Genomic DNA, 21,311 nt, shown 5'->3' with positions numbered 1-21,311 from the left:
GCTCATGAAAACCGTGCTGATGGTCGGCCGCGCCCATCCCCGTTTCCGCGAACGGCTCGCGCCGCATTTTCGTCTCCTCGAGCTGCCGAGCGCGCGGCCGGAAGACGTGACGCCCGAAATGGCGGAAACCGTCTCCGGCGCGACCACCTTCAACGACTTCAAACCGCCGCTGTTCGACGCCCTGCCCAATCTGAAGATGGTCGCCAATTTCGGCGTCGGCTATGACGGCGTCGACGCGGCCTATGGCGCCGGCAAGGGCGTGATGGTGTCCAATACGCCCGAAGTGCTGGACGAAGAGGTGGCCGACACCACGATCGGTCTGCTGATCAACACGATCCGTCTCCTGCCGCAGGCGGAGAATTATCTCCGCGCCGGCCGCTGGGTGAAAGAAGGCGCGTTCCGCCTTTCGCCATTGTCCTTGCGCGGCCGCCATGTCGGCCTCTATGGCCTCGGACGCATCGGCCAGCAGATCGCCCGGAGGCTGGAGCCCTTCAACGTCAAGATCAGCTACCACACCCGCAGCCCCAAGCCTGGCGTTTCCTACGACTACCTTCCCACTTTGGAAGCGCTGGCCGAAACCGTGGACACGCTGATCGCCATCGTGCCGAAGACGCCGGACACGCATCGCACCATCAACCGGCAGATTTTGCGAGCGCTCGGCGCCGACGGCGTGCTGATCAATGTCGGCCGCGGCTGGACCGTCAGCGAACCCGATCTGATCGAAGCGCTGCGAGCCAAGGAGATCGCCGGCGCCGGCCTCGACGTGTTCGACGACGAGCCGAACGTTCCAGCCGACCTCCTGGAGTTCGACAACGTCTCGCTCTTGCCGCATGTCGCCTCGGCTTCGGTGATCACCCGCAACGCCATGGCCGACCTCGTCGCCGACAATCTGATCGCCTTCCTCGGTGACAAAGCCCCTGTCACGCCGGTTCCGGAATGCCGGGCCCTGCTCGATTAAGGCTTGATTCACCATAAATATTAATCGTTAACGCTCGGGTAAGGTTTGCCGCGCATTCTCGTCTGCGGAATTTCTAAAATTTCGTCGGAAGAAGGAGCAAGCCATGCTTCGCATGTTCGCGGTCACAGCGGCCATCATCGCTGCGGGATATGTCTATCTGCCGGCCCAGGAGGGCGCGGCCAGGATCGACCCCGTGACATCCGCATCGGTCGCCAGGCCGGACAACAAGGAATTCACCGTCTCCAACATGGAAAATGGAGCGGTCTGCATCGTCACCCGAGGCAAACTGCTCAGCTCCCGCTCGAGACAGGTTCAGGCGAGCGCCGATTGCGAGCAGGTCTGGCCCGGCCTCGCCACGGCCCGTAACTGGACCGACAATGGCGACGGCACCGTGGCGCTGACCAATGACGGCGGCGAGGCGATCCTGACGCTCGGCTTCGGCGACGGCGTCGAATATGAAAGCCTCGAGCCCGAAAACGCAGTCCTGGCGCTCAACGGCATCGGCTGAGCGCCCGAAAAGCGTCAATGCCCGCCGCCGGCGGCGGCCGGAGCGGCGCGCGGCTTCTTCAGCGTCATCGCCAGCACCACGAGTGCGGAGAACAACAGCGCCAACAGCATGAAGATGTCGATGAAGGACATCACATAGGCCTGCTGGTTGACCATGCCCACCACCTTCTGAACGGCGATCGCCGAGCCGTCCATGCCGGCCCCGTCATATTTGGCGGTGAGATTGGCGATCATCGACACGGCCTCGGGATTGGCCGGATTCACATGCTCGGCGAGTTGCCCGTAGTGGACCTTGTTCTGCTGTGTGATCAGCGTATTGATGACCGCGAGCCCCACCGCGCCGCCGAGATTGCGGGTGAGGTTGTAGAGCCCCGACGCATTGGCGATGCGGTTCGGCGGCAGGGTTCCCAAGGCGACGTTGTTGATCGGCACCATCGCGAACATCAGCGAGAAGCCGCGCAGGATCTGCGGCACGAGCAGCTCATAAAAATCCCAATCCGCCGTCAGATGCGCCATCATGTAGTTGGACAGCGCAAACCCGCCGAAACCGACCATCATCATCAAGCGCGGATCGAGCTTGCTGGACATGATGCCGGCGATCGGCGCGGTGCAGAACATCGCCAGACCCGACACGAACATCGTCTCGCCGATCATCAGCGAGTCATATCCCCTGATGTGACCGAGATATTGCGGATAGAGATAAGTCAGACCATAGAGCCCGATGCCCATGATGAAGGAGAACATCGAGCCGAAGGCGAAATTCCGGTCCTTGAACGCCTTGAGATCGACGATCGGGAACGGCGCGGTGAAGGCCCGCCAGAAGAATACGAGCGCGCCGGCGGTCAGAGCGACCGTGCCCATGATGATGTGCTCGTCGTCAAACCAGCCCTTGGCGTTGCCTTCTTCGAGAACATATTCCATCGATCCGAGAAACACCGCCATGGCGGCGAGGCCGGTCCAGTCGAATTTCTTCATCAGCGAATGATCGGGCTTGTCGAAATCGATGAACATCCAGGTGGTGATCGCCACGATGACGCCCGGGATGACATTGACCAGGAACAGCCAGTGCCAGGAAAAGATGCTGGTGAGATAGCCGCCGACCGTCGGCCCGATCGTCGGCGCCAGCGTCGCCACCAGACCGATGATCGGCGAGACGACCGCGCGTTTGGACGGCGGGAAGATGGTGAAGGCCGCGGCGAACACCGAGGGAATCATGCCGCCGCCGATGAAGCCCTGGATCGCGCGATAGACGATCATCTGGTCGATATTGGTGGCGGTGGCGGCGAGCGCCGAAGCGATGGTGAAACCTGCCGCGGACACGGAGAACAGCACGCGCGTCGACAACACCCGCGCCAAAGTGCCGGACAGCGGAATCATGATCACTTCCGCGATCAGATAGGAAGTCTGCACCCAGGCGATCTCGTCGTTGCTGGCGCTCAGCCCGGCCTGAATTTCCGAGAGCGACGCCGAGACGATCTGGATGTCCAGGATCGACATGAACATGCCGAAGACCATGGCGAAGAAGGCGATCAGCCGCCGCGTATCCATCTGTTGGGCAGGCGCTCCCGCCATGCTGCTTGTCGTGGCCGCCATGGCGGGCCTCCTGTCCGTCGCCCCACCGGGCGCGACGCTTTGAACCAGACTGCGGGAATTGCGCTTATTTCAGATGCCGGGCCGGATCGCCGGTGCGGCTGTCGACTTCGGCGACGACGCTGAGACCCGCCCGCAGATGGCCGCTTTCCAGGGCGTCCTTCGGCAGCCGGATGCGAACCGGCACGCGCTGAATCACCTTGGTGAAATTGCCGGTCGCATTTTCCGGCGGCAGCAGCGAGAACACCGAGCCGGAGGCGGGGGAGATCGACACGACCTCGCCATGCAGCGTCTCGCCGCCGAGCGCGTCGACTTCGAGCGTCACATCGGCGCCCGGGTGGATGCCGGCCAACTGCGTTTCCTTGAAATTGGCGTCGACGTAAAGCTCGGTGACCGGAACCAGAGCGGCGAGCTTCTGACCCGCCGAGATGAAATCGCCGTCCTGCACGGCGATATTGCCGGCGACGCCGTCGAAAGGCGCCTTGATCACGGTGAACCCTAGATCGCGGGCTGCCTTGTCCTTCGACAATTCGAGAGTGCGGATCTGGCTTTCGGCTTCCGCCTTCTGCGCGGTGACGACGGCGATATTGGCCTTGGCCGAGGCGATGGCGGAATCCGCGCCCACCAGATTGGCCTTGGCCTGATCGAGCGCAACCTGGGCGTTGTCGAGATCTGCGACCGTGCCGGCATTGTTGGCCGCGAGTTTGCTGGCGCGCTGTTCGGTGATCTCGGCGCCGCGCAACGTCGCCTGCAAGGCCGTCTTCGAGGCTTCGGCTTGGGACAGGGAGGCGCGAGCCGCTTCGATCTGCGCATCGAAACGTTGCAGCGCCAGCTTCTGCGTCGCGATCGCTGCGTCCGCCTGTTCGACGGCGATGCGATAGTCACCGGAATCGAGGGTGACCAGCGGATCGCCCTTCTTCACCCGCTGATTGGCGATGACGTCGACACGGGCGACATAGCCGGACACTTTGGAGGCGATGTTGGTGATATCGCCTCCGATATAGGCGTCGTCGGTCGACACCATGAACCGTCCATCGATCCACCATTCATGGCCGTAATAAGCCCCGCCGGCGAGACCGGCGAGCAGCAGTATCGGCAACACCACCTTCCTGACCCCGCCCTTCGACCTGGCCCTCTGCGGCGGCGCGGCGGCGACCTGGACGGGCGCTGCGGGCGCGCGCGGAGCCTCTGCTGCGGGCTCGGCTTTGAACTCTTCGTCCACGGGACGGACTTTGGCGCTGCTGGTCGGATTGGCCATGACGAACTCGATTCTTTGGGCGGCGATCTGATCGAACCGAACGGTTCGGTTTGAAATTGACATAGTCCCTTTTTTGTTCCATAGCAACATCAATCGAACCACGCGGTTCGAATAAAATGAACAAATGGGAAAAGGCATGGCGAACAAGGAAAGCCGCGCCCCGGTGGAGGAACCGCAGCAGCTCAGCCTGTGTGGTCCGGGACGGCGACCCGCAGCGGGGGAAGATCCCGCCAAGCGGGAACAGATCCTCGATGGAGCCCAGCAGGTTTTCATGCAGCTCGGCTATGACGCCGCCAGCATGAACGACATCACCCGCGCCGCCGGCGTGTCCAAAGGCACGCTCTATGTCTATTTCGCCAACAAGGAAGATCTCTTTGCGGCGATGATCGACCGGCAGAAAAGCCGCATCATGAGCATGCTCCGCCAGGTGCTGGAAAGCGGCCTGCCGCTGGACGAAACGCTGCGCCAGTTCGGCGTCGGCCTGACGGAGCATATCTGTTCCGAGCGGGTGATACCCGCCATGCGCATGGTCATCGGCGTGCTCGACCGCATGCCGGATCTCGCCAAGCGCTTCTACACCACCGGCCCCGGCGGCGGCCCGATGCTGCTCACCCTTTACATCCAGAAGCAGCTCGAACTCGGCACGCTCCGCAACATCGAAGATCCCGAATTGGCCGCCCGCCAATATGCCGAACTCTGCATGGCCGGCATTTTCCGGTCGCGCCTGTTCAACGAGATGCCGGAACCGCCCTCGCCCGAGCGCATCGCCCGGAACGTGCGCGAAGCGCTCCGCCTCTTCCTCGGAGCCTATGCCGCCAAGCCGTCCGAATGAGCTTTTCCTTGACGACTTGGGCTGAATATGGCCTAAGGCGGCGCTGACGGAATTGTCCGGCGCCGCCGCATCTCATGGCGTCTCCGCGACTTCTTCCCCACCGAATTTCATCCGGCGAGCCGGCCGGCCCAAAAGGCCTTGGCTGGCGCGGCGGCTTTTTTGCATGATCCATGGGCCAGTAACATGACAACTTCAGGCGTCCGCGTCCGCATCGCACCTTCTCCCACCGGCGAACCGCATGTCGGCACCGCTTATATCGCGCTGTTCAACTATCTCTTCGCCAAGAAGCATGGCGGCGAATTCATCCTCCGCATCGAGGACACCGACGCCACCCGCTCCACGGCCGAATTCGAGCAGAAAGTGCTGGACGCGCTGAAATGGACCGGCCTCACCTGGTCGGAAGGCCCCGATGTCGGTGGTCCCCACGGCCCCTATCGCCAGTCCGAGCGCAAGGACATCTACCGCCCCTTCGTCGAAAAGATGGTCGAGGAAGGCAACGCCTTCCGCTGCTTCTGCACACCGGCTCGGCTTGAACAGATGCGCGAGGCGCAGCGCGCCGCCGGAAAGCCCCCGGGCTATGACGGGCTCTGCCTGCATATCAAGGCCGAAGAAGTCACCGCCCGCGTCGAAGCCGGCGAGCCGCATGTCGTGCGCATGAAGATCCCGACCTCGGGCTCCTGCGATTTCCACGACGGCGTCTATGGCGACGTGTCGATCCCCTGGGACAGCGTCGACATGCAGGTGCTCTTGAAAGCCGACGGCATGCCGACCTATCACATGGCCAACGTCGTCGACGACCACCTGATGAAGATCACCCATGTGGCCCGCGGCGAGGAATGGCTGGCGTCGGTGCCCAAGCATATCCTCATCTATCGCTATCTCGGTCTCGAGCCGCCGGTGTTCATGCATCTGTCGCTGATGCGCAACGCCGACAAGTCGAAGCTTTCCAAACGCAAGAACCCGACCTCGATCTCCTATTACTCGGCGCTCGGCTATCTGCCGGAAGCGCTGATGAACTTCCTCGGCCTGTTCTTCATCCAGATCGCCGAAGGCGAAGAACTGTTGTCGATGGAAGAGCTGATCGAGAAGTTCGATCCCGACAATCTCTCCAAGGCCGGCGCGATCTTCGATGTCCAGAAGCTCGACTGGCTGAACGGTCGCTGGCTGCGCGAAAAGCTGTCGCCGGAAGAGTTCGTCGCGCGCGTGCTCGACTGGGCGTCCGAAAACGACAGGCTGGTCGAGGGGCTCAAGCTCTCCCAGAGCCGCGTGACCAAGCTCGGCGAATTGCCGCCGCTCGCCGGCTTCCTGCTGTCCAACGATGTCGGCCTGACGCCCGCCTCCTTCGCCAGCCTCAAGACCTCTCCGGCCGAGACGCTCGAGATCGTCACCACCGTTCAGGCCGATCTCGAAAAGATCCTCGAATGGAATGTCGGGACCATCGAGGAAGAACTGCGCGCCATTTCCGATCGTCTCGGCAAGAAACTCCGCGTCGTGACCCCGCCGCTCTTCGTCGCCGTCTCCGGCAGCCAGCGCTCGCTGCCGCTGTTTGACAGCATGGCGCTGCTCGGCCGCTCGGTCGTTCGCCAGCGGCTCAAAGTGGCGATCCAGGTGCTGACCTCGATGGTGGGCGCACAGAACTGATATTGAATGAAACGCCGCCATCAGGCGGCAGCGCATGGAATACCCCCCTCTGCCCTGCCGGGCATCTCCCCCACATGGGGGGAGATTGGGCAAGACCCGTCACGGCGGCGACCAATCTCCCCCCTTGTGGGGGAGATGTCACGAAGTGACAGAGGGGGGTGAAACGCACTCCGAGCCGAGGCAGATAGAATGACCGAACAGAAGACCGAAACCGCGCTTTCCTCCGACCCCACCGAAGTCCGCCGCCAGAAGCTCGACCAGCTGCGCAAGACCGTCGGCGACGTCTATCCTGCGCATTTCCACCGCACGCTGACCAATGCGGAATTCGCGGAGAAATATGCCGGTCTCGAGCCGGACCAGGAATCGGAAGATATCGTCACGGTCGCCGGCCGCGTCTATTCCTCGCGCAATTCCGGCATGTTCATGGACATCCATGACGCCTCGGGCAAGATCCAGATCTTCTCCCACAAGGACACGACCCCGGAAGAAGCCCGCGCGCTGCTGCCGATGATCGATCTCGGCGACATCATCGGCGTCAAGGGCCAGGTCCGCCGCACCAAGCGCGGCGAACTGACCATCAACGCCCATGAAATCACCATGCTGACCAAAACGCTTCTGCCGATGCCGGAGAAGTATCACGGCCTGGCCGACATCGAGCTGCGCTACCGCAAGCGCCATCTCGACATCCTCACCAATGAGGATTCCAAGCTCCGCTTCCAGCAGCGCTCGAAGATCGTCTCCGGCATCCGTCGGTTCATGGAAGGCGAAGGCTTTCTCGAAGTCGAGACGCCGATGTTGCAGACCATCTATGGCGGCGCCACCGCCGATCCGTTCAAGACCTTCCACAACACGCTGAAGATGGACATGTATCTGCGCATTGCGCCGGAACTGTACCTCAAGCGCACACTGGTCTCGGGCCTGTCCGACAAGGTGTTCGAGATCAACCGCAACTTCCGCAACGAAGGCGTCTCCACCCGGCACAATCCGGAATTCACCATGATGGAGTGCTACTGGGCCTATGCCGATTACGAGGACATTATGGGTCTCGTCGAGCGGCTGTTCGAAGGTCTCGCCGTCTCCATCCACGGCACGCCCGAAGTGACCTTCGGCGACAAGCAGATCTCCTTCAAGGGTCCGTTCAAGCGCGTGCCCATGCCCGACGCCGTCAAGGACGCCACCGGCATCGATTTCCTCGCCATCAAGACGGATGAGGAAGCCCGCGCAGCCGCCAAGGCCGCCGGCTTTGAAGTCGAAAAGGACTGGACCTGGGGCGAATGCCTCGCCTTCATCTTCGAGGAAAAGGTCGAGGGCACGCTGATCCAGCCGAGCCACGTCACCCATTTCCCCAAGGACATCTCGCCCTTCGCCAAGGAGGTGCCGGGCGAGCCGCGTCTGGTCGAACGCTTCGAGACCTATTGCAACGCCTGGGAAGTCGGCAACGCCTTCTCGGAACTCAACGATCCCGAAGAGCAGCGCAAGCGCATGGTCGAACAGCTCGAGCAGGCCCATGCCCGCGGCGAGAAGGACAAGCAGCTCGACGACGAGTTCCTCGACGCCATCGACCAGGGCATGCCGCCCGCCGGCGGCCTCGGCATCGGCGTCGATCGCCTGATCATGCTGCTCACCAATGCGCCGTCGATCCGCGACGTCATCCTCTTCCCGGCCCGCCGTAACAAGGCAGACTGAGCACGGATAGTCCGAAACAAAAAAGCCCCCGCGACGAGGCCGTCCGGGGGCTTTTTCGATTTCTTGATCTCTGCGCTCAATGCGCGGTTTCGACCGGCGGGCTCTCGGCGGCGGCGTGGTCTTCGGCAGGCGCCGCATCATGCCCGGCAGGGTCCGCCTGGCCATGTTCCTCCGGCTTCGGCGCGGCGTCCGCTTCGCCGGCGGCTCCATGTTCCTCCACCGGCGCGGCATGGCCTTCGGATGCAGAATGATCTTCCACAGGCACAGCGTGGTCTTCGGCTGGAGCGGCATGTCCTTCGCCGGGCGCGGCGTCATGACCTTCGGCCGCGGCATGATCTCCGGCTTTGGCGTCTTCCGCCGGCGCCGCATGCGCCTGAGCAGGTTGATCCACAGCGGCGTCATGTTCGCTGGCCGCGCCGTGATCCTCGGCTGGCTCGGCGTGATCGCCCTCGGCCGCGTCGGACGGCTTTTCGGCGGGAGCGTGTTCGCCCTCCGCCTTTGCCGGTGCATGATCTTCCGGGGGTTTCTCTTCGCCGCCGAGACCCACCATGCCCAGCATGGAATCCATCATGGACGGCTCCGGCGCGGCGGAGGCGGTTTCATGAGCTTGCTCGCCGGGCGCGGTTTCGCCCTCTGTGTTCTTGGAGGCGTCATGGCCCTCGGCCTGCTTTTCATCGCCGCCGCCCAGGCCGACCATGCCCATCACAGAGTCCATCATCGACGGCTCTTCGGCAGGCGCTTCACCATGACCCTCTGACTTGGCTTCCTCGCCACTGGCTGGCGTTTCGCCATGGCCTTCGGCGACAGGCTTTTCCTCGCCATGGCCTTCGGCGGCGGGCGCGGCATGTCCTTCTTTGGCCGGAGCCGAATGGTCCTCGGATTTCTGGGACGCGTCATGGCCCTCGGCAGGCTTGTCCTCGCCGCCGCCCAGACCGACCATGCCCAGCACCGAATCCATCATCGACGGCTCCGCGACGGGCGCTTCGCCATGGCTTTCGGCTTTCGCTTCCTCGCCGCCGGCCGGCGTTTCGCCATGGCCCTCTGCGGTCTTTTCGCCGTGGCCCTCGGCCGGCGCTTCGCCGTGGCCTTCGGCGGCGGGCGCGGCATGACCTTCCGACACCGTCGGCGCGCCATGCTCTGGCTTGGCGGCCCCATGCGCCGGCTTTTCGCCTTCGGCCGGTTCCGGCTTCGGAATGTCGGCGCAATCCTTCTTGTCCGGTTCGTCCTTCATCGCCGCCATGAAGATCTTCACTTCCTCGGCGTCGAGGTCGACCCGCTCGCCATAGAAGCGTCCGTCCTCGGCCGGGAGACCGTCATAATAGCGCGCGATGAACGGCTGCTTCATCTCAGGCACGTAGCGCGGCTGGAGCGCGATCACCACCTCGGCGCCGATGGCGCGGCCGCGCATGAAGGCGCGCTTGTCGGGCCCGCGATCGTCGAGGATCGACACCTGGATCAGGTCCACCTTGTTGGTCTTGGCGAGCAGGCCCGCCACGCGCAGCGCGGTCTTGATGCGCATGTCGGCGTCGGCGGAGGCCATCTTCACATATTTGCGCATCCACAGCCGTTTGCCCGGCGTCTTCAGCACCATGGTCTGGATCGTCTGGCATTCGCCGCCGGTGGTGTTGGGCTTCGGCGGCCCGAGAATTTCGTCCTTGCCGACATAGAGCGCGGCGGCCCCGGTGCCGCCCAGAAGCGCCAGCATGCCAGCGGATATGATCGCCAGCTTCTTGGAGAAGCGGATCTTTGGCAGGCCGATCTTCACACGCAATACTCCGGGCCAATACGCAAAACAGGAATGGTTACCGGACGATAAGGTGGCGACGTTTCGGAACGCTTAACAAACTCGCCTTAAATTTACGGCGTTCGCGCTTTGAGGAAACTTTGCCGCGCCTTGCCCGTTTTCCCTCCGCGACCTGAACGGATCGCCACATCCTGCGGAGCCACCTGATGTCGGACAATATCCATTTCCATCTCGACCGCTTCGTCGAAGCGCAATCCTCGAGCTGGCCCCGCGCGCTCGATGAGTTGCGGGCCGGGCGGAAGCAGAGCCACTGGATGTGGTTCGTCTTCCCCCAGCTCGCAGGTCTGGGCATGTCGCCGACTGCACAGCTCTATGCCCTCGTCTCGGTGGAAGAAGCCAAGGCCTATCTCCGCCATCCCATGCTCGGACCGCGGCTGATCGAGGCGACCAAGGCGACGCTTGCCCATTCGGACAAGAGCCTCCACGAGATTTTCGGCGCGCCAGACGACATGAAATTCCGATCTTCCATGACGCTGTTCGAGTTGGCTGCAGGCGACAGTGGTTCGCTCTTCTCCCGCGCGCTCGACGAGTTGTGCGGCGGCCAGCGCGACGACAGGACGCTCGCGCTCCTCGATTGGACGCCCGAGGCCAACGCCTGATCAGGAGAGCACGAAACTCCGCATCGAGATCGAGCCGAGATCGATCGTGTCGTTGAAGAAGGCCAGATCGTCCGCCTTGTCCATCACCGCCAGCGGATAGAGGATCGGCAGGAAATGCTCGACGGTGGGATGCGCCAGCGCCGCCGCCCGTCCGATTGAACCGGCGTTCAGAACACGGCCGATATCGCGCGTCTCGATGGCGTCGGCCATATAGCGGTCGAACTCCACCGCCCAATCGAACACCTGACCGTCGAAATTCAGCGCCCGGAGGTTATGGACCACGTTGCCGCTGCCGATGATCAGCACGCCTTTTTCCCGCAGCGCCCTGAGTTCGGCCGCCAGCTTGAAGTGATCGGCGAGCCCCTTCGAAAGATCGAGCGACAGCTGGAAGACCGGGATATCCGCCTTCGGAAACATCTGGATCAGCACTGACCAGGCACCGTGATCGAGCCCCCAGCGATCGTCGCCTTCCGCATGGCTTTCCTGCAGGAGGTCGATCGTCGCCTGAGCGAAATCCGGCGCGCCCGGAGCATTGTATTGCTGCGCGAACAGTTCCGGCGGAAAACCGCCGAAATCGTGGATGGTCTTGGGATTGCGGCCGATATGCACCAGCGTCGTCCCCCGCGTCATCCAATGGGCGGAAACGCAAAGAATGGCCTTGGGCGTCGGCAGGCTCTCGCCGATCTTGCGCCAGCTGCGGCTATAGTCATTGTCGAGGATCGCATTCATCGGGCTGCCGTGCCCCACGAACAGCGCCGGCATGCGCGGGGTCGAGGAGAGATTGGAAAAAGCGTTGCTGAGCGATGCCATGTTTGCCTCTGGGCCACGTGATGCATGAGTGTCACGACAAACATAGTCCTTGGGCTATGTTCACGATAGACGCGAAACTCTCGACAACTCGTTCGCAAATCCTGAACAGCAAGAAGCCCGGACATGCCGGGCTTCTCTGATTTCAGGCGTGGCGCGTCTCACACGCTCAGGCAGAGATACTTGATCTCGAGATAATCCTCGATGCCGTATTTCGAGCCCTCGCGACCCTGGCCGGACTGCTTGATGCCGCCGAACGGCGCCATTTCGCTGGAGATCAGACCGGTATTGACGCCGACCATGCCATACTCCAGCGCTTCCGCCACCCGGAATACCTTGGAGAGGTCTTTCGAGTAGAAGTAGGAGGCGAGGCCGAATTCGGTGTTGTTGGCCATCTCGATGACCTCTTCCTCGGTCTCGAACTTGAACAGCGGAGCGACGGGACCGAAGGTCTCTTCACGGGCCACCTTCATCTCGCTGGTCACGCCGGTCAGGATGGTCGGCTGGAAGAACAGGCCGCCCTTCTCGTCGCGCTTGCCGCCGGCAGCCACCTGCGCGCCCTTGGAGAGCGCGTCGCCGATATGCTCCTCGACCTTGTCCATCGCCTTGGCCGAGATCAACGGACCGGCATTGACGCCGGCTTCGAAGCCGTCACCGACTTTCATCTGCGACACCTTAGCGGCCAGCTTTTCGGCGAAGGCGTCATAGACGCCGGCCTGGACATAGAGGCGGTTGGCGCAAACGCAGGTCTGGCCGTTGTTGCGATATTTAGACACCATCGCGCCTTCGACCGCCGCATCGAGATCGGCGTCGTCGAACACGATGAACGGCGCATTGCCGCCGAGTTCAAGGCCGAGCTTGAGGATCTGCTCGGCGCCCTGCCGCATCAGGATCTTGCCGACATTGGTCGAGCCGGTGAAGGTCAGTTTGCGGATCTTTTCGTTCTCGCACATTTCCTGGCCGATCGGCGCGGAGGCCGACGACAGGATGACGCTGAACAGGCCGGCCGGAAGACCGGCGCGTTCGGCGAGCAGCGCCAGCGCCAAAGCGGAGAGCGGCGTTTCGCCGGCGGGCTTGGAGACCATGGCGCAGCCGGCGGCCAGCGCCGGCGCCATCTTGCGCGCCAGCATGGCGTTGGGGAAGTTCCAGGGCGTGATCGCAGCGACGACGCCGACCGGCTGCTTGATGACGATGATGCGCTTATCCGGCTGATGGCCGGGGATCGTGTCGCCATAAACGCGCTTGGCCTCTTCGCCGAACCATTCGACATAGGATGCGCCGTAGAGGATTTCGCCTTTGGCTTCCGCGACGGGCTTGCCCATTTCGGTCGTCAGGATGATGGCGAGATCGTCGGCGTTGGCGACCATCAGGTCGAACAACTTGCGCAGCACGCCGGCGCGTTCCTTGCCGGTCTTCGCAGCCCAGGTCTTCTGCGCCTTGTAGGCCGCGTCGATGGCGCGGGCGGTTTCCGCCCGGCCCATATCCGGCAGCGTGGCGATGACCTCGCCGGTGGCCGGATTGGTCACGTCGAAGGTCTTGCCGCTATCGCTCTTGTCCACCCACGCGCCCGCAACCAGCGCTTTGTCGACGATCAGGCTGGGATCTTTCAGCTTGGACTTGAAGGTGTCGGAAATCGCCATGGATCAGGCCTCCTTCGCGCATTCGCGCAGCGTGGTTTCGAGAATGTCGAGCGCCTCGGCGAAGACATCGTCCTGGATGGTGAGAGGCGACAGGAAACGGATCACGTTGCCATAGACGCCGCAGGTCAGCAGGATCAGACCCTTTTCGAGAGCCCGCACCCGCACCTTGTTGGTGAAGTCGGCGTCCGGCGTCTTGGTTCCGGGAATGTTGAATTCGACGGCGTTCATGAAGCCCGGGCCGCGGATGTCGGCGATCTGCGGCACAGCCTCGATCAGCGACTGCAGGCGCTGCTTGAGGCGAGCGCCCAACTGCTCGGCGCGGTCGCAGAGCTTTTCCTCTTCGATGACGTCGAGCACGGCGTTGCCGGCGGCGATGCCGATCGGATTGCCGCCATAGGTGCCGCCGAGGCCGCCGGGGCCAGGCGCGTCCATGATGTCGGCGCGGCCGGTGACGGCGGCGATCGGGAAGCCGCCGCCCAGGCCCTTGGCCATGGTGGTGATGTCGGCGACGACGCCGTAATGCTCCATGGCGAACAGCTTGCCTGTGCGGGCGAAGCCGGTCTGGACTTCGTCGGCGATCAGCAGGATGCCATGCTTGTCGGCGAGTTCGCGCAGCTTGACCATGAAGGCGCGCGGCACTTCATAGAAACCGCCCTCGCCTTGCACCGGCTCGACGATGAAGGCGGCGACGCGGGCCGGATCGACATCGGCCTTGAACAGCTTGTCGAGCACCGACAGCGAGTCCTCGATCGTCTGGCCATGCAGCTCCACCGGGAACGGCACATGGAAGACGTCGGGCATCATCGCGCCGAAGCCGGTCTTGTAGGGAACGACCTTGCCGGTCAGCGTCATGCCCATGAAGGTGCGGCCATGGAAGGCGCCGGTGAAGGCGATGACGGCGGAACGGTTGGTGGCGGCGCGCGCGATCTTGATGGCGTTTTCGACCGCTTCGGCGCCGGTGGTCACGAAGATCGTCTTCTTCTTGAAGTTGCCGGGCACGGCGTCGTTCAGACGCTCGGCGAGCGTGACGTAGTTTTCGTAGGGAATGACCTGATGGCAGGTATGGGTGAAGTGATCGAGCTGATCCTTCACCGCCGCGATCACCTTGGGATGGCGGTGGCCGGTGTTGACCACGGCGATGCCGGCGGCGAAATCGATATAGCGGCGACCCTCGACATCCCAGACTTCGGCATTCTCGGCCTTGTCGGCATAGATCTGCGTGGTGACGCCGACGCCGCGCGAGATCGCATCGGTTCTGCGGGCGGCGATATCCGTATTCAACATGGGAAACCCCTGGATGTTCGAGTGACCTGATCGAGCCGCGGAACTCTCCGCGACCACTCCGGAAGATTTCTTGCATTTTTTCTGTAGACTTGCAATATGGTCCGCAAGAATTGTCGCGACGTAAATCGTGCGCGCACCAGACCGGATCGGACGAGGATGGAGATACGCTACAAGATCGCCGAAGCGGCCCGCATGGCCGGCGTTTCGGCCTCAACGCTCCGGCTCTGGGAAAGCCAGGGGCTGATCGAGCCGATCCGCACCGATTCGGGCCAGCGGCTTTACGACGCGGGCCATGTCGAACGCCTCAAGAGCATCAGCTGGCTGCGGCACGAGAAAGGCCTGAACCCGGCCGCCATTCGCGAAAATCTGAAAGCGGAACAAGAACAGGACGCTTCCGAGGACGACGCGACCGACGACGGCGATATCGGCGAAATCCCGATCGGCAGGAAGATCCGCAGGCTGAGGCGCGAGGCCGGCAAGACGCTGGATGCGGTGGCGCAGGCCATCGGCCTTGCGACGTCGACACTCTCCACCTTCGAACGAACATCGCAGGGCCTGTCCTTCAAGGCGCTGCATGAGCTGGTAGCCCATTTCGGCACCACGCTCGCGGTGCTTTCGGGGCAGGAAGATCGCCATGCAGGCGAATCGCTGATCCGCAGCGGCGAATGGTCGACCTGGCCGCCCTCCTCCACCGGAGTCACCGTGCAGATCCTGTCGGAAGGCAAGAACCAGATGGAGTGCCATCGCTTCGTGCTCGCGCCCGGCGCCTCCAGCGAAGGCGCCTATCAGCATCCCGGCGAGGAGTTTCTGCATGTGCTGACCGGCAACCTGGAGATCATTCTCGACGGCGACCAGTTCTTCGAGCTCGGCCCTGGCGACAGCTTCTATTTCGAAAGCCGGCGACCTCATTCCTGGCGCAACGCATTCGACGGCGAGACGGTGCTGATCTGGGTGAACACGCCGCCGACGTTCTGACATTCCGGCCGCGTTTCGGAAATTTCACCCGGAAACCATGTTCGATGATTCCGATTGCGGACTTTTCCATGCGGCGTAGGGTTTCGGCGTCAGTCACCGTCAGGGCGCGCCATGAGCAAAGACGCCATCCGAGAAGCGGCCACCCGCTTCCGCCTCGCCATTGAAACGACCGAGAAGAGCCGCCTGTCGGCAGGATTTCGCCTGTTCCCCTGGGGCTCCTGCGGCGACGCCTCCGTGCTGCTCGGCAAATTCCTCGAGGATCAGGGGTTGGGGGATTTCACGCTGGTCATCGGCCGCTCCGCCGACAATCAGCACGCCTGGCTGGAGCAGGACAATGTCGTGGTCGACATCACCGCCGACCAGTTCGACGGTTTCGGCGGCCTCATCCATGTCGGCGACGATATCTGGCGCAAGCGCTTCGCAGAGCGCACGCGCTGCGGCGCGGCGTCTCGCCATGTCGACAACGGCGCGGGATCCGAACTGGCGGGCGATTATCGGTTGCTCGCCGACCGCGCTTTGCTCTGCGCATGAAAAGAGCCGCCTTATCAGGCGGCTCGACGATCGTCTTCAGGCGGCCTGCTTGAGACCCGGCTCGACCAGCTTGCGGCCCGTGGCCACCAGCATGCCGACCGCGCCGTCCAGCCAGCCGTCCTTGAGTTCCAGCGCCAGGAAGCGATCACGGGCAAACGGGCCCGGCATCATCAGCGTCTGGGTCTTGTCTGCGCAAAAGCCGAAGCGCTCGTAATAAGGCGCGTCGCCCACGAGCAGGATCGCCCCGTGACCGAGGGATTTGGCTTCGACAATCGCCGCCCGCATCAGCGCGCCGCCGATGCCTTTGCCCTCATGATCGGCGGACACCGCGAGCGGGCCGAGCAGAAGCGCCGGCACGGCGCCGCCGGCGGGCGTCACGCCCGCCTGGACGTTCCACAGCCGCACGGTGCCGATGACATGATCGTCCTCGTCGCGCGCCACCAGCGCCAGGCCTTCGGCCGGCACGCGATTGCGGCGCAGCGCCTCGGACGATTTCTTGCGCCGATCCGGCCCCATGGCGAGATCGAGCAGGCGCTCGCGCGCGACCACGTCGCCGGGATTTTCCCGGTCGATGCGGAAAGACAGAGAAGACTTGGGCGCAAACAGCGCCCGCACAGTGTCAAGTACAGCGGCCATCTTGGCCTCCCGTGCCCAATACCGTTATCAGCGGCGGTGATGTTGAAGTGTGAAACGCGCGCCCCGGATCATCCGGGGCGTTCGCATATGTCGATCCGGACGCCCGGGATCAGATCACATAGGCCTTGAGCGGCTCGAACCCGTTGAACGCGACCGCCGAATAGGTGGTGGTGTAGGCGCCCGTGCCTTCGATCAGAACCTCGTCGCCGATGGTCAGCGAGACCGGCAGCGGATACATGTTCTTCTCATACATCACGTCGGCGGAATCGCAGGTCGGGCCGGCGAGCACGCAGGGCTCCATCGCGTCCGCATCGCGGGTGGTGCGGATCGGGTAACGGATCGCCTCGTCCATGGTCTCGGCCAGACCGCCGAACTTGCCGATGTCGAGAAACACCCAGCGATGTTCGTCATTGTCGGACTTCTTGGAGATCAGCACGACTTCCGTCTTGATCACGCCGGCGTTGCCCACCATGCCGCGGCCCGGCTCGATGATGGTTTCCGGAATGTGATTGCCGAAATGCTTCTTGAGCGAGGCGAAGATCGCGCGACCATAGGCTTCGGACGTCGGAATGTCCTTGAGATACTTGGTCGGAAAACCGCCGCCCATATTGACCATCTTGAGTTCGATGCCGCGCTTGGCGAGCGACACGAACACGCGCTTGGCGTCGGCGAGAGCCGAATCCCAGGCGTCGAGCTTGGTCATCTGCGAACCGACATGGAAGGACACGCCATGCGAGACGAGGCCGAACTGATGGGCGTAGACGAGCACGTCGACGGCCATTTGCGGCACGCAGCCGAACTTGCGGCTGAGCGGCCATTCGGCGCCTTCGCCATCGGTGAGAACGCGGCAGAACACGCGGGCGCCGGGAGCGGCGCGGGCGATCTTCTCGACTTCCTCATGGCAATCGACGGCGAAAAGGCTGACGCCGAGCGCATGCGCGCGAGCGACGTCGCGCTCCTTCTTGATCGTGTTGCCGAACGAGATGCGGGCAGGCGTCGCGCCGGCGTTCAGCGCCATTTCGATTTCGGCCACAGAGGCGCAATCGAAATTGGAGCCGAGATCGGCGAGCAGCTTGAGGATTTCGGGGGCCGGGTTGGCCTTGACGGCGTAATAGATCTGGCTGTCCGGCAAAGCGTGACGGAAGGCCTTGAAATTGTCCTTGACGACATCGAGGTCCACGACGAGGCACGGTCCATCAGGACGTCGGGTGGCGAGGAAATCGCGGATGCGCTGGGTGGTCATGGCGGGTGTCCTTCCAAAATCCAGAGTAGATTGATCCGTCGCCGGAACCGGAACGAACCGGCCACGGACTGGACAAGTGGCATTCACCGGATGAACCGGTCGACATGAGACAAGGATACGCAGCAAACAGGGCCAGCAGATGGAGACACCGGACCTATAAACTGAATATGCAATGCAATGATGACCTAACGCCTTACAGCGTCGGATCGTCTTGTCTGCCTTGGATTGGAGGGATGAACCCGACCGCACTTCCGGCAATGAAGGTGTGCCTCTTCAGTAACCCCGGCTGATGGAAAGCCGGCAGACACCAGAAAGGCCCGCACCGTCGTTGCTTCAAGATGTCCTCGCATTTCCCGGTTGGCCGGAATAGCGACTGGAGCGGTTAGGTCCAGGTACCTTACCGATAACCTCACCTTAGGGATCTCTCCCAGTTCGAGGGTCGGCGGACACCCACAGGCACGTGCGACTTTGGGCAAGGGGGAGATAGGCATGTTCGCTGTCATAATCAAGAATTTTTTGGCCCCTTTTTGATTTTTTTTCGCCGTGGTAAGACACTGGCGTTCAAGTCTTTTCTTACATTTTTATGAATCGGGGCCCTATGGATACGCTGACGCGGATGCGCGCCTTCATCGACGTTGTCGACGCGGAGGGTTACTCGGCAGCCGCGCGCAAGCTTGGACGATCCAAGGCGCTGCTTTCGAAATATGTGAAGGAGCTGGAGGACGAACTCGGAGCGCTGCTGCTCAACCGCACCACGCGTCAATTCTCACTCACCGAGGCCGGCCATACCTATTATCGCCAGGCCTCTGAAATCCTGAAGGAAATCGACAATCTCGCCGATCTCGTCCGCGAAGGCGCGACCGATCTCAAGGGCCGCATCCGCATCTCGGTGCCGCGCAGCTTCGTCGACGCCAATATCGGCCAGTGCCTCATCGATTTTTCCGCCGAGCATCCAGACATCGTGCTCGACATCGTCGCCGAGGACCGCTTCGTCGACTTGATCGAGGAAGGCTTCGACGTGGCGATCCGCATCACCCGGCTCGAAGACTCCGGGATGATCGCGCGCAAGCTCTGCGATTTCGGCATGAAATTCTTCATCTCGCCGAAGCTGCTCGAAAAATATGGCGAGGTCCGTCATCCCAGCGATCTCGCCGGCATTCCATGCATCGTCGACACCAACAATCGCAATTACAATGTCTGGCGTTTCGAAACCACCGACGGGACCACCCACTCCATTTCCGTCTCCGGTCCGATCGAGGTCAATTCGCCGATCGCCACCACCCGGGCGGCCATTGCGGGTCTCGGCGTCGCGATGATCCCGGATTTCATCGCCCAGCCCAAGGCCGAATGCGGGGCCTTGGTCACTATTCTCGATGATTACGAATTGAAGGGCGGCGGCATCTACGCCATCTATCCGCATCGCCGTTATCTGCCGGCCAAGGTTCGCCGCTTCGTCGACTATCTGCATGGCTGGTTCAAGAAGAACGGCTGAGGCGTTACGGCCGCTCTGTCGGAATTTCGACGCAATTTTCGGCGATCTGCCGTCGATCGGAAGGGACTGGAGATCCATGAGGAAAGACCTCGCGCTTGCCGCATTGCTGTTTGCCGCGCCGTCGGCGGCATGGACGCATCCGCATGTGTTTGCCGACGCCCGGCTCGAGATCGTCGCCGGCGGCGACGGCAAGATCCAGGAACTCCATAATATCTGGCGTTTCGACGAGGTGTTTTCCTCCTCCGTGCTGATGGATTTCGACAAGAACGCCAATCTCGAGCTCGATCCCGGCGAACTCGCCGAAGTCGGCAAGACCGTCCTGGCGTCATTGGAAGAGTTCGACTACTACACCACCATCACCGACAATGGCCGCCTCATCAAGGTCGCCAAACCCGACATGATTCATGTCGACTACAAGGCCGGCCAGTTGCTGATGTTCTTCGCCGTCAAGCCGGCCCAGCCAATTGCGCTCAAGGGCAAGCTGACTTTCGGCGTCTATGATCCCACGCTCTACACGTCGATCGACTTCCCCTCCGATAAGGACGTGGTGATGATGGGCGACTTCAAGCAGTGCAAGGGCGCAGTGGTCAGACCCGATCCAGACGAAGTCATCGCCGAGAACAAGTCGACGCTGACGGACGCCTTCTTCAACGATCCGACCGGCACCGACATGTCGAAACTGTTTGCGACGCGGATGGAAATTCAATGCTCATGAACCGCAGAACACTCGGCGGCGCCCTCCTGTTCGCCTTGGCCGCGCTCGCGCCGTCGCTGGCGCTCGCCTCGTCGCTGGGACTCGGCAACGCCGAACCGGGCGCGGGGCCGCCCTCGGAATTCATGATGCGCTATCTGCCATGGCTGGAGCCGGTCGTCCTGTTCATCAATGCGGAGCAACAGCAGTTCTATCGCGCGCTGACCGAGGCGCTGAAGGCGATGCGCCAGGACAACTGGCAAGTGCTGTGGCTGGTGGGCGTCTCCTTCATCTATGGCGTCTTCCACGCCGCGGGTCCCGGCCACGGCAAGGCGGTCATTTCCTCCTACATGATCGCCAACGAGACCGAGTTGAAGCGCGGCGTCATGATCTCGTTTCTTTCCGCCTTCGTGCAGGGCGCCGTAGCGATCCTGGTGACCGGGGCGGGCTTCCTCGTGCTGCGCGGCACCTTCATCACCATGACCGACGTCGCCAAATGGCTGGAGGTCGCCTCCTTCGCCATCATCATGGGTTTCGGCGTCATGCTGCTCTACCGCAAGCTCAAGAGCCTGACGGCAGCCATGACCGAACCCGGTCTGGCCGTCATCCCGGCCTTTTCGACGCCGCACAATGTCAGCTTTCGCGAAGGTTTCGTTCACGATCACAGCCATGGCCCCGGCCTCAAAGGTCACGCCCATACGGCCGGCGACGTCTGTTCGGTCTGCGGCCACGCCCACGCCCCTTCGGTGGACACCGTACGCGGCGATCGCTTCTCCATCGCCGACGCCTGGACGGCGATCATGGCGGTCGGGCTTCGCCCCTGCTCGGGCGCGCTGATCGTGCTGACCTTCTCCTTCCTCAATGGACTCTATCTCGGCGGCGCGCTGTCGGTGCTGGCCATGTCGATCGGCACGGCGATCACCGTGTCGATCCTCGCCACGCTCGCCGTCACCGCCAAAGACGCCGCCCTCCGCTATGCCGGCTCCGGCGTCGGCGGCAAGCTCGGCCATGGCATCGAACTCATGGGCGCCGTGATCATCATCCTGTTCGGCTTCACCTTCCTGATGGCGTCGCTGCAGGGCTGACGACGCGTTGCCATGGTCAGCCCGCGCAAACGACTTGCGCTCCGGTCAAATC

The 21,311-nt window shown here is 62.7% G+C and carries 19 protein-coding genes; 11 read left to right on the top strand and 8 right to left on the bottom strand.

Going from position 1 to position 21,311, the window contains the following annotated elements:
- Positions 1-4 precede the first annotated feature (4 nt).
- Both OCK01_RS09230 and OCK01_RS09225 read left to right on the top strand, forming a co-directional pair.
- The gene (locus OCK01_RS09230; RefSeq protein WP_263823685.1) at positions 5-958 is read left to right on the top strand and encodes a 2-hydroxyacid dehydrogenase; all 954 of its coding nucleotides are present in this window, start codon (positions 5-7) and stop codon (positions 956-958) included.
- 103 nt (positions 959-1,061) lie between these two features.
- A complete protein-coding gene (locus OCK01_RS09225) occupies positions 1,062-1,466 on the top strand; it encodes a hypothetical protein (RefSeq protein WP_182828262.1) in 405 nt (134 codons plus the stop codon).
- Between the two features lie 14 nt (positions 1,467-1,480).
- Here the strand turns inward: OCK01_RS09225 and OCK01_RS09220 are convergent, their stop codons facing one another.
- Positions 1,481-3,058 carry a DHA2 family efflux MFS transporter permease subunit gene (locus OCK01_RS09220; protein WP_263823684.1) on the bottom strand — a complete coding sequence of 526 codons (1,578 nt, stop codon included), beginning with the start codon at positions 3,056-3,058 and terminating at the stop codon, positions 1,481-1,483.
- A 64-nt stretch (positions 3,059-3,122) separates the two neighbouring features.
- Complete coding sequence (locus tag OCK01_RS09215; RefSeq protein WP_263823683.1) at positions 3,123-4,313, bottom strand: HlyD family secretion protein; 1,191 nt, start codon at positions 4,311-4,313, stop codon at positions 3,123-3,125.
- A 136-nt stretch (positions 4,314-4,449) separates the two neighbouring features.
- On the opposite strand from OCK01_RS09215, the gene OCK01_RS09210 reads away from it, so the two are divergent.
- The 3 genes from OCK01_RS09210 (at position 4,450) to lysS (ending at position 8,472) form a co-directional block, all read left to right on the top strand.
- Complete coding sequence (locus tag OCK01_RS09210; protein ID WP_263823682.1) at positions 4,450-5,145, top strand: TetR/AcrR family transcriptional regulator; 696 nt, start codon at positions 4,450-4,452, stop codon at positions 5,143-5,145.
- A 183-nt stretch (positions 5,146-5,328) separates the two neighbouring features.
- A complete protein-coding gene (gltX, locus tag OCK01_RS09205; RefSeq protein WP_263823681.1) occupies positions 5,329-6,786 on the top strand; it encodes a glutamate--tRNA ligase in 1,458 nt (485 codons plus the stop codon).
- Between the two features lie 189 nt (positions 6,787-6,975).
- Positions 6,976-8,472, top strand: a complete 1,497-nt coding sequence (lysS, locus tag OCK01_RS09200) for a lysine--tRNA ligase (protein WP_263823680.1) — start codon at positions 6,976-6,978, stop codon at positions 8,470-8,472.
- A gap of 76 nt (positions 8,473-8,548) precedes the next feature.
- Here the strand turns inward: lysS and OCK01_RS09195 are convergent, their stop codons facing one another.
- Complete coding sequence (locus OCK01_RS09195) at positions 8,549-10,237, bottom strand: hypothetical protein (protein ID WP_263823679.1); 1,689 nt, start codon at positions 10,235-10,237, stop codon at positions 8,549-8,551.
- Between the two features lie 185 nt (positions 10,238-10,422).
- Here OCK01_RS09195 and OCK01_RS09190 point away from each other — a divergent pair, with 185 nt between their 5' ends.
- Positions 10,423-10,875, top strand: coding sequence for a DUF1810 domain-containing protein (locus tag OCK01_RS09190; RefSeq protein ID WP_263823678.1), 453 nt, complete (start codon positions 10,423-10,425; stop codon positions 10,873-10,875).
- Here OCK01_RS09190 and ygiD read toward each other — a convergent pair whose 3' ends face one another.
- The 3 genes from ygiD to OCK01_RS09175 all read right to left on the bottom strand — a co-directional run bounded on the left by ygiD (position 10,876) and on the right by OCK01_RS09175 (position 14,606).
- Positions 10,876-11,685, bottom strand: a complete 810-nt coding sequence (ygiD, locus tag OCK01_RS09185) for a 4,5-DOPA dioxygenase extradiol (RefSeq protein WP_263823677.1) — start codon at positions 11,683-11,685, stop codon at positions 10,876-10,878.
- Between the two features lie 158 nt (positions 11,686-11,843).
- Positions 11,844-13,322, bottom strand: coding sequence for an NAD-dependent succinate-semialdehyde dehydrogenase (locus OCK01_RS09180; protein WP_263823676.1), 1,479 nt, complete (start codon positions 13,320-13,322; stop codon positions 11,844-11,846).
- A 3-nt stretch (positions 13,323-13,325) separates the two neighbouring features.
- A complete protein-coding gene (locus OCK01_RS09175; RefSeq protein WP_263823675.1) occupies positions 13,326-14,606 on the bottom strand; it encodes a 4-aminobutyrate--2-oxoglutarate transaminase in 1,281 nt (426 codons plus the stop codon).
- A gap of 156 nt (positions 14,607-14,762) precedes the next feature.
- On the opposite strand from OCK01_RS09175, the gene OCK01_RS09170 reads away from it, so the two are divergent.
- Both OCK01_RS09170 and OCK01_RS09165 read left to right on the top strand, forming a co-directional pair.
- Positions 14,763-15,581, top strand: a complete 819-nt coding sequence (locus OCK01_RS09170; protein ID WP_263823674.1) for a MerR family transcriptional regulator — start codon at positions 14,763-14,765, stop codon at positions 15,579-15,581.
- Between the two features lie 111 nt (positions 15,582-15,692).
- Positions 15,693-16,112, top strand: a complete 420-nt coding sequence (locus tag OCK01_RS09165) for a hypothetical protein (RefSeq protein ID WP_182828251.1) — start codon at positions 15,693-15,695, stop codon at positions 16,110-16,112.
- A gap of 36 nt (positions 16,113-16,148) precedes the next feature.
- Here the strand turns inward: OCK01_RS09165 and OCK01_RS09160 are convergent, their stop codons facing one another.
- On the bottom strand, positions 16,149-16,748 hold the full coding sequence (locus tag OCK01_RS09160) for a GNAT family N-acetyltransferase (RefSeq protein ID WP_263823673.1): 600 nt from the start codon (positions 16,746-16,748) through the stop codon (positions 16,149-16,151).
- A gap of 109 nt (positions 16,749-16,857) precedes the next feature.
- Positions 16,858-17,991 carry an ornithine/lysine decarboxylase gene (gene odc2, locus OCK01_RS09155; RefSeq protein WP_263823672.1) on the bottom strand — a complete coding sequence of 378 codons (1,134 nt, stop codon included), beginning with the start codon at positions 17,989-17,991 and terminating at the stop codon, positions 16,858-16,860.
- Positions 17,992-18,589: 598 nt separating this feature from the next.
- Between odc2 and OCK01_RS09150 the strand changes: the two genes are divergently transcribed.
- The 3 genes from OCK01_RS09150 (at position 18,590) to OCK01_RS09140 (ending at position 21,259) form a co-directional block, all read left to right on the top strand.
- Positions 18,590-19,483, top strand: coding sequence for a LysR family transcriptional regulator (locus OCK01_RS09150; protein ID WP_263823671.1), 894 nt, complete (start codon positions 18,590-18,592; stop codon positions 19,481-19,483).
- A 76-nt stretch (positions 19,484-19,559) separates the two neighbouring features.
- Positions 19,560-20,198 carry a DUF1007 family protein gene (locus OCK01_RS09145; RefSeq protein WP_263823670.1) on the top strand — a complete coding sequence of 213 codons (639 nt, stop codon included), beginning with the start codon at positions 19,560-19,562 and terminating at the stop codon, positions 20,196-20,198.
- Positions 20,189-21,259, top strand: a complete 1,071-nt coding sequence (locus OCK01_RS09140; protein WP_263823669.1) for a nickel/cobalt transporter — start codon at positions 20,189-20,191, stop codon at positions 21,257-21,259. The genes OCK01_RS09145 and OCK01_RS09140 overlap by 10 nt, the downstream gene beginning before the upstream one ends.
- Positions 21,260-21,311 lie beyond the last annotated feature (52 nt).

The organism is Rhizobium sp. TRM95796 (genome assembly GCF_025779995.1).
In the GTDB taxonomy this organism is placed as follows: Bacteria; Pseudomonadota; Alphaproteobacteria; order Rhizobiales; family Rhizobiaceae; genus Rhizobium_E.
This window is presented reverse-complemented; position numbering and strand designations above follow the sequence as displayed.

Bases quoted from the DNA above. Each gene is read 5' to 3' on its own strand.
- OCK01_RS09170 (WP_263823674.1), top strand. From the start codon at position 14,763: ATGGAGATACGCTACAAGATCGCCGAAGCGGCCCGCATGGCCGGCGTT.
- OCK01_RS09180 (WP_263823676.1), bottom strand. From the start codon at position 13,322: ATGGCGATTTCCGACACCTTCAAGTCCAAGCTGAAAGATCCCAGCCTG.
- OCK01_RS09190 (WP_263823678.1), top strand. From the start codon at position 10,423: ATGTCGGACAATATCCATTTCCATCTCGACCGCTTCGTCGAAGCGCAA.
- OCK01_RS09220 (WP_263823684.1), bottom strand. From the start codon at position 3,058: ATGGCGGCCACGACAAGCAGCATGGCGGGAGCGCCTGCCCAACAGATG.
- OCK01_RS09160 (WP_263823673.1), bottom strand. From the start codon at position 16,748: ATGGCCGCTGTACTTGACACTGTGCGGGCGCTGTTTGCGCCCAAGTCT.
- OCK01_RS09145 (WP_263823670.1), top strand. From the start codon at position 19,560: ATGAGGAAAGACCTCGCGCTTGCCGCATTGCTGTTTGCCGCGCCGTCG.
- OCK01_RS09165 (WP_182828251.1), top strand. From the start codon at position 15,693: ATGAGCAAAGACGCCATCCGAGAAGCGGCCACCCGCTTCCGCCTCGCC.
- OCK01_RS09210 (WP_263823682.1), top strand. From the start codon at position 4,450: ATGGCGAACAAGGAAAGCCGCGCCCCGGTGGAGGAACCGCAGCAGCTC.
- OCK01_RS09225 (WP_182828262.1), top strand. From the start codon at position 1,062: ATGCTTCGCATGTTCGCGGTCACAGCGGCCATCATCGCTGCGGGATAT.
- OCK01_RS09175 (WP_263823675.1), bottom strand. From the start codon at position 14,606: ATGTTGAATACGGATATCGCCGCCCGCAGAACCGATGCGATCTCGCGC.
- lysS (WP_263823680.1), top strand. From the start codon at position 6,976: ATGACCGAACAGAAGACCGAAACCGCGCTTTCCTCCGACCCCACCGAA.
- OCK01_RS09140 (WP_263823669.1), top strand. From the start codon at position 20,189: ATGCTCATGAACCGCAGAACACTCGGCGGCGCCCTCCTGTTCGCCTTG.
- odc2 (WP_263823672.1), bottom strand. From the start codon at position 17,991: ATGACCACCCAGCGCATCCGCGATTTCCTCGCCACCCGACGTCCTGAT.
- ygiD (WP_263823677.1), bottom strand. From the start codon at position 11,685: ATGGCATCGCTCAGCAACGCTTTTTCCAATCTCTCCTCGACCCCGCGC.
- OCK01_RS09230 (WP_263823685.1), top strand. From the start codon at position 5: ATGAAAACCGTGCTGATGGTCGGCCGCGCCCATCCCCGTTTCCGCGAA.
- gltX (WP_263823681.1), top strand. From the start codon at position 5,329: ATGACAACTTCAGGCGTCCGCGTCCGCATCGCACCTTCTCCCACCGGC.
- OCK01_RS09215 (WP_263823683.1), bottom strand. From the start codon at position 4,313: ATGGCCAATCCGACCAGCAGCGCCAAAGTCCGTCCCGTGGACGAAGAG.
- OCK01_RS09150 (WP_263823671.1), top strand. From the start codon at position 18,590: ATGGATACGCTGACGCGGATGCGCGCCTTCATCGACGTTGTCGACGCG.